The organism is Streptomyces hirsutus (assembly GCF_001418415.1).
GTDB classification, from domain to species: domain Bacteria; phylum Actinomycetota; class Actinomycetes; order Streptomycetales; family Streptomycetaceae; genus Streptomyces; species Streptomyces hirsutus.
The window spans coordinates 1-5888 of sequence record NZ_LIQT01000277.1 but is presented as its reverse complement, the minus strand read 5'-3'; the positions used below and the strand labels follow the sequence as shown (position 1 = coordinate 5888).

Annotated in this window: 5 protein-coding genes; 1 reads left to right on the top strand and 4 read right to left on the bottom strand. The window is 73.5% G+C overall.

Features of this window, described 5'->3' with window-relative positions; all coding sequences use genetic code 11:
- Window positions 1–162 precede the first annotated feature (162 nt).
- From AOK11_RS20925 to lipB, 3 genes are all read right to left on the bottom strand, one after another.
- On the bottom strand, window positions 163–366 hold the full coding sequence (locus tag AOK11_RS20925) for an SCO2195 family GlnR-regulated protein (RefSeq protein WP_055595259.1): 204 nt from the start codon (window positions 364–366) through the stop codon (window positions 163–165).
- Window positions 367–637: 271 nt separating this feature from the next.
- On the bottom strand, window positions 638–1603 hold the full coding sequence (lipA, locus tag AOK11_RS20920) for a lipoyl synthase (RefSeq protein WP_055595258.1): 966 nt from the start codon (window positions 1601–1603) through the stop codon (window positions 638–640).
- Between the two features lie 160 nt (window positions 1604–1763).
- Complete coding sequence (gene lipB / locus AOK11_RS20915; protein WP_055595257.1) at window positions 1764–2561, bottom strand: lipoyl(octanoyl) transferase LipB; 798 nt, start codon at window positions 2559–2561, stop codon at window positions 1764–1766.
- A gap of 413 nt (window positions 2562–2974) precedes the next feature.
- Between lipB and AOK11_RS20910 the strand changes: the two genes are divergently transcribed.
- The gene (locus AOK11_RS20910; RefSeq protein ID WP_055595256.1) at window positions 2975–4441 is read left to right on the top strand and encodes an NsdA family TPR-like regulatory protein; all 1467 of its coding nucleotides are present in this window, start codon (window positions 2975–2977) and stop codon (window positions 4439–4441) included.
- 151 nt (window positions 4442–4592) lie between these two features.
- On the opposite strand, the gene AOK11_RS20905 is transcribed toward AOK11_RS20910, so the two are convergent.
- Window positions 4593–5888: NAD(P)/FAD-dependent oxidoreductase (locus AOK11_RS20905; RefSeq protein WP_055595255.1), on the bottom strand; the 1296-nt coding region annotated here is incomplete at its 5' end.

The following is a 5888-nucleotide window of genomic DNA, read 5'->3' as shown; positions in this document are numbered from 1 at the left end:
GCCCCCGGGAGCGAGGACGACGGCAGTGTCCGCGAGGGGCCGGACGGGGGAGGGAAGGAGAGGGGAGGGCGACGGACGGGTGCCGCGCGGGGAGCGGGCGCGGGACCGCCGTCGAGCAAGGACCCGGCGGGGGCGGGTGGAGTCCGGGAGGCGAGGAAGGGGTCAGAGGATGGTGACGGTCGGGGACTGGTCGAGCACGCGCTGTGCCTCGACCCGGTCCTTGGCGCGGCGGCGGTCCTCCAGTACGGAGGTCCAGGCGTTGCGGCGGGCGGTGCGCTGGCCGCCGCTCATCAGAAGTGACTCGACAGCGCGCAGGGCGGTGCCGAAGGACGGGATGGCGGTGGCGCGGACGGGCGCGGCCTGCATGGTGGAGGTCCCCCTCGAAGTGTCTTCGGGTGTGGGAGTACATGGCGTGATTCCAGGGTCACTGTTTGGTGTTACCAGGGCATGACCTGCCGGTCAAACGGACATGAAGCCGAGATTCGGGCCCCGCGAAAGCCGACGCGGCCCCGGCGTGCGCCCTCATCTGCGAGGACGGCCGGGACCGCGTTTTCTCGGCCATTACTGGCCAGTAGGATCTTGTGCGCGAGTTCACACGTATGCCTCGTCCGGTGCCGGAGCGGGCGGGGGCGTCGCGTCAGACGGCCTGCGCCGCGACGTACGCGCCGCGCTTCTCCACCGCCATCTGGTACAGGCGGCCGGCGCGGTACGAGGAGCGGACCAGCGGCCCGGACATCACGCCGGAGAAGCCGATCTGCTCGGCCTCCTCCTTCAGCTCCACGAACTCGTGCGGCTTCACCCAGCGGTCGACGGGGTGGTGGCGCACCGACGGGCGCAGGTACTGCGTGATGGTGACGAGCTCGCAGCCGGCGTCGTGCAGCTGCCGGAGCGCCTCGCCGACCTCCTCGCGGGTCTCGCCCATGCCGAGGATCAGGTTCGACTTGGTGACCAGACCGTAGTCCCGGGCGGCGGTGATGACCTTCAGGGAGCGGTCGTAGCGGAAGCCGGGGCGGATCCGCTTGAAGATGCGGGGCACGGTCTCGACGTTGTGCGCGAACACCTCGGGGCGGGAGGAGAAGACCTCCGCCAGCTGCTCCGGGACGGCGTTGAAGTCGGGGGCCAGCAGCTCGACCTTGGTGCGGCCGTCCGCGCGCTCCGCGGTCTGCGCGTGGATCTGGCGCACGGTCTCGGCGTACAGCCAGGCGCCGCCGTCCTCCAGGTCGTCGCGGGCGACGCCGGTGATGGTGGCGTAGTTCAGGTCCATGGTGACCACGGACTCGCCCACGCGGCGCGGCTCGTCCCGGTCGAGGGCCTCGGGCCTGCCCGTGTCGATCTGGCAGAAGTCGCAGCGCCGGGTGCACTGGTCGCCGCCGATGAGGAAGGTCGCCTCGCGGTCCTCCCAGCACTCGTAGATGTTCGGGCAGCCGGCTTCCTGGCAGACCGTGTGCAGGCCCTCGCTCTTCACGAGGTTCTGCATCTTCGTGTACTCGGGCCCCATTTTCGCCCGTGTCTTGATCCACTCGGGCTTGCGCTCGATGGGGGTCTGGCTGTTGCGGACCTCCAGGCGCAGCATCTTGCGTCCGTCGGGTGCGACTGCGGACACATCGGCTCCCTAGCTTCGATTCTTCGGCGTACACCAGGGTACGCCCGTGTTTGTTGGGCCTGCCGGTCAGGCCAACCTCCGAGGCGCGGGGCTCATTCCCGGATGCGAGGCCGGGGCCTCTCGTCCGGAGCGGACCGGAGCGGACCGGCGCCGGGCCGGATCAGGCGCTCGCGCGGACGATCTCCCGGGGCTTCGGGTCGGCGTGCTCCAGGATGTCGCGCAGGTGGCGCTCGACGACCGGGAGCACCTCGTCGATCGTGATGTCGCGGCCCAGTTCGGCCGCGAGGGAGGTGACGCCCGCGTCGCGGATGCCGCACGGGATGATCCGGTCGAACCACTTGTTGTCCGGCTGCACGTTGTACGAGAAGCCGTGCATGGTGACCCCCTTGGCCACCCGGATCCCGATGGCGGCGAGCTTGCGGTCCTCGCGGCGCTGGCCGGCGTTGGAGGGCGCGTACTCGGGGCCGTTCAGCCGCGGGTCGAACTCCTCGTCGGTCAGGCGGGGGTCGAAGTCCAGGGAGAGTCCGCCGAGCGCCGGGCGCTGTTCGACCGGGTCGCCCAGCACCCACACCCCGCTGCGGCCCTCGATGCGGGTGGCTGTCACGCCGAACTCCGCGGAGGTGCGGATCAGGGCCTCCTCCAGACGCCGCACGTGCGCCACCACGTCCACCGGGCGGGGCAGCTTCTGGATCGGGTAGCCCACCAGCTGGCCGGGGCCGTGCCAGGTGATCTTGCCGCCGCGGTCCACGTCGATGACCGGGGTGCCGTCGAGGGGGCGCTCGCTGTCCTGGGTGCGCCGGCCGGCCGTGTAGACCGGGGGGTGCTCCAGCAGGATCACGGTGTCGGGCACCTCGTCGGCGAACCGCGCCGCGTGCACCCGGCGCTGTTCGTCCCAGGCCACCCGGTAGTCGACGGCCTCGGTTCCGAAACCCATTCGGACGAACCGCAGCTCACTCACGGCAAGCGCCTCCCCGGACAGTAGTAAGGCAGTAGGGCAGTAAGGCAGTAGGGCAAACAAGCGGCCAGGCGGGGACACGGAAACGCGGTAAGGCGCGAAACGTGCCCAAGCCACTGTACGACCGTATGGCCGGTCGCTGTTCCGGTGCCCGGGTGGGCCACCGGTCCGGCGGCTCTCCCGGTGCCCGCGGGGGGCGCCGGTTCCGCGCCGGTCCCGGTCCCCGGTCGCCGTCCCTCGTCAGCCACGACGTTAATCCTCACACGATCGGATGAATGCGGGTCGAAGACTGCTACCAGGCGTTTACTCTCCGCTACATTCGCGCCGTTCAGCAGGCCATAAGAGCTGCTCATGGGCTGCTCATGGGCAATTCGGGCACCACCACGTCCGCCGGAAGGCAGGAGACCGCACCGCAGATGTCGGAACGACCCGCGCAGCGCACCCCCAACCGCCAGCTCGCCGCGCTCATCGCAGAAGCGGGGTTCTCCAACGCGGGACTCGCCCGTCGCGTGGACCAGCTCGGTCTGGAACACGGGCTCGACCTGAGATACGACAAGACCTCCGTCACCCGCTGGCTGCGTGGGCAGCAGCCCAGGGGGACCACACCCGCCCTCATCGCCGAGGTCTTCACCCGGCGCCTCGGCCGCAGGCTCACCGCCCAGGACCTCGGCCTGGACGCCTGTGCCCCCGTCTACGCGGGCCTGGAGTTCGCCGCCACCCCCGACGAGGCCGTCGACATCGTCGGCGGGCTGTGGCGCAAGGACTCCGGCAGCCATGCCGAGCTGCGCAAGATCGCCTTCACCTCGGCGGGGCTCGTCGTGCCCAGCCGGGACTGGCTCATCGGCCGCGCCGACGAGAAGGTGGCCCGCCCCGAGCCGCCGGTCCGCGTCCCCGCCCAGATCCGCTCCGAGGGCGGGCCGGCCGGGCGGCCGCCCGGGTTCGCCGCCCGCCGCCGGCACGCCGCCGAACGCGGCCCCGGCCAGCGGGTCACCGGCGGCGACATCGCCGCCCTGCGCTCCGTCGGAGAGCTGTTCCGCACCCTCGACGACGCCTACGGCGGCGGCCACGCCCGCCAGGCCCTGGTGCGCTACCTGGAGCACGAGTGCGAGCCGATGCTGCGCGGCAGCTACGGCGAGCAGACCGGCCGCCGTCTGTTCGCCGCCGTCGCCGACCTGACCCGGCTGGCCGGCTGGACGTCGTACGACATCGGCGCGCACGGGCTCGCCCAGCGCTACTTCGTCCAGGCGCTCCGCCTCTCCCAGGCGGCCGCGGACCGCACCTACGGTGCGTACGTCCTGGTCACCATGAGCCGGCAGGCCGTCTACCTCGGCCACGGCCGGGAGGCCGTGCAGCTGGCGCGGGTGGCCCAGCAGGGCGCGGGCGGCTCCACCCCGCCCCTGGTGCAGGCCCTGCTGCACGCCGTGGAGGCGCGCGGGCACGGAGTGCTCGGTGAGGTCCGCGCCTGCACCGCGGCGCTGGTGCGCGCCGAACGCGCCCTGGAGAGCGCCCGGCCCGGCGACGAGGTCCCGCACTGGGTGCGCTTCTTCGACGAGGCCGAGCTCGCCGACGAGTTCGGCCACTGCCACCGCGACCTCCAGCAGTTCCGGGCCGCCGCCCAGCACGCGGAGCGCTCGCTGCAACTGCGCGCCCCCGGTTACGCCCGCAGCCGTCTGTTCTGCCGGGTCGTCCTCGCCACTGCCCGCCTCGGTCTCGGCGAACTCGACCAGGCCTGCCTCCTCGCCGCCGAGGCGGCGGGCCAGGCCGCCGAGATGCGCTCGGTACGGGCCGTGGAGTACGTCCGCGACTTCGAACGCCGCCTGGAGCCCTACCGCGACGCGGCCCCGGTCCGCGTCTACCGGGACAGGATCGCGGCGTACGGCTGAGCGACGACGCCGAGCGACGACACCGAGGGGCGCGGGTCGAGGGATCACGGGTCAAGGGATCACGGGCCCGGAGAAGTGCCGTGCGCCGGTGGAGGGCGGGGGCTTCGGCAAGGAGACGGTGGGCGGTGCGGGGCGCCGCCCACCGGGAGGGTCAGGCCGCCCGGACCGTGGGGAGGGGGTCGGCCGTGTGCATCGGGCGGGCCGCACCCAGGTCCGCCAGGATCGCGGCCGAGGCGCGGCGGCCCGAGTACAGGGCGCCCTGGACGGTGCTGGTGTCGCGGTGGTCGCCGCACACGTACAGACCCGCCAGCAGCCGTACCGGGCGGCGCAGATCGTGCGGTGGAGGCATCGCCGGCACGGCGTCGGCGGTGTGGTGGACCGCCAGTGTCTCCCAGCGCGCCGTCGACGTGCCGTACAGCCTGGACAGATGCATGCGTACGTCCGTGTCCACCTGCGCCCCGGGCGGGCCCAGGACCGTGGACGACACCAGCGCGCGGCCCGCCGGGGCCCGGGACGGGTCGACCCGGCTGACCACCGCCGTGTGCGCCACCGGGCCGCCCCGGTCGGCGTCCAGGAGCAGCGAGGCGCCGGTCCGAGGGGGCTCGTTCGTCGCGTGGTGCACCACCGTCACCGGATGGAAGTCCGGCACCCGCAGGCCCGGCAGCAACTGCGCGGCGGCGCGCGCGTCCGTCGCGATCAGCACCGCGCGGCAGCGGAACTCGCCGTGCTCGGCGGTGGTCACCGACGTCGTCGAGACGGAGGTGGCCCGGACGCCGGTGCGCACCGTGCCCGGTGGCAGCCCCCGCGCCAGCAGTTCCGGCAGCGCCTCCGCGCCGCCCTCCGGCAGACACAGCCGCCCGGCCGCGAAGGCGCGCAGCGCGAGATCCGCGCACCGGCTCGACGTGGTGAGGTCCGGGTCGCACAACAGCGCGGCGAGCAGCGGACGGAGGAAGCCGTCGACGGTACGGGCCGGCAGGCCCCGGGCCACCAGCGCCTCCGCGGCGGTCGTCTCCGGCCGGGCCAGCAGCCGTTCCACCGGGGTGCCCGCGAGCCGGGTGAACGCGGCACCCAGCCGGGCCTGGTCGACGGCGGTGCCCAGCGGGGCACCGGTCCGGCTGCGGGGCGTGGACACCTGCCGCCCGGGGACGGCCACCGGCCTCCTGGGCGCCGACCCCGGCCGGGGGGCGCTCGCGAGGGCGCGCACTGCATGGAGTGCGCTCCTTGCGCCCCTCGCACCGGTGGGCACGCCCGCGCGGTGGTGCCGTCCGTCGCTGTGCAGCAGGACCCCGGGCGCGAACGGGCGCAGGACGAGCCCGTCCAAGCCCGCGGCGGGCCGCAGTTCGGGATACGCCGTGGACAGCAACTGCCCGATTCTGTCGAGCCGGAAGCCGTCGATCTTCTCCGTGGCCATCCGGCCGCCCACCGCGTGGGCGGCCGGATGGCCACG